Here is a 1,289-nt window from a genome sequence, read left to right as displayed (position 1 = left end):
TCAATTTCCAGCCGGGATCCCACCTTGGCCCAAGCCGGAGCGACATAGCCCAAGCCGATGCCGTAGCCCAAACTGGGAGAATGGGTGCCGCTGGTTACCCGTCCGATCGGCTCAGGGGAGTTGGGAGCGTAGATGGCATAGCCGCTGCGGGGGATGGCCGGATGCAGCATGCGAAACCCCACCAGGTGGCGAGGGATCCCTTGCTGCCGTTGGCTTTCGATGGCGGGCTTGCCGATGTAGTCCCCTGGGTTGTTCACCAACCAGCCCAAGCCGGCTTCTAAGGGAGTGGTGCTCTCGTCCATGTCCTGCCCGTAAAGATGGAAGGCAGCCTCCAGGCGCAGGGTATCGCGGCAGCCCAGCCCACAGGGTTGTACGCCGGCCTGAATCAGTTGCTCCCAAAGGCGGATGCCGTCTTCGGGGCTGAGCATGACTTCAAAGCCATCTTCTCCGGTGTAGCCAGTGCGGGCCACGAAGATAGACTCTCCCAAGGCTCCCGCCGCTCCGGCAAACTGACCGTGCTGAAACCGGCGCAAAGCCTTCAGGGATCCCTCCAAAAAGGGCTGGAGAACCTGTTCGGCTGCCGGCCCCTGCACCGCCAACAAGACCCGAGCATCGGAGTGATCCTGCAGGTTAACTCCGGGGATCCCTTGGAAGTGGTGGTTGAGCCAATCCCAATCCTTCTGCCGGGTAGCTGCATTGACGATCACGCTCCAGTGCTCCAGCTCACCTTCCGGTGGATGCCGGTAGAAGATGACATCATCCAAAATGCCCCCCAGTGGATTGAGCAGGACGGTGTAGCGACCGGATCCCACAGGAACAGCGCTCAGATCGCTGGGAACCAGACGGCTGAGGTGGGATCCCAGCTCCGGCCCCCAGAGGGTGAACTTGCCCATGTGGGAAATGTCGAATGTCCCCACCCTCTCCCGCACTGCCCGATGTTCTGCTATCACTCCCCGATACTGCAGCGGCATTTCCCAGCCGGCAAAAGAGACAAATCGCGCCCCCAAAGCTTGATGAAGGGAGAACAAGGGGGTGCGTTGCAGAGGCGTTTGGCTCATCAAGGGATCCTCAGCGGTCTAAAGACTAAAAGGTCAAAGACTAAAATAAGTGCAGCATCGCCCATTTCTCGGAGCTTGTGCCATGCGCCTTCTCCACACCATGATCCGCGTCGGCAACCTGGAGCGCTCCCTGCGGTTTTACCGAAAAAACGCCGTAAAGCCTTGCCCTTGAGGGTAGGGATGTAAGGCGCAGACCGTTTTATCCCTTCAGGAACGCTGTTCGCGGTAGCG

Annotated in this window: 1 protein-coding gene; it reads right to left on the bottom strand. The window is 59.9% G+C overall.

Going from position 1 to position 1,289, the window contains the following annotated elements; all coding sequences use genetic code 11:
* The coding region (gcvT, locus tag NW829_RS12230; protein ID WP_414417200.1) for a glycine cleavage system aminomethyltransferase GcvT at positions 1-1,058 on the bottom strand (1,058 nt) is incomplete at its 3' end.
* Positions 1,059-1,289 lie beyond the last annotated feature (231 nt).

This window comes from Synechococcus sp. R55.8, assembly GCF_047461895.1.
Lineage (GTDB): Bacteria > Cyanobacteriota > Cyanobacteriia > Thermostichales > Thermostichaceae > Thermostichus.
Note: the sequence above shows the minus strand (reverse complement) of the source record. Positions and strands in the feature narration are given on the sequence as shown.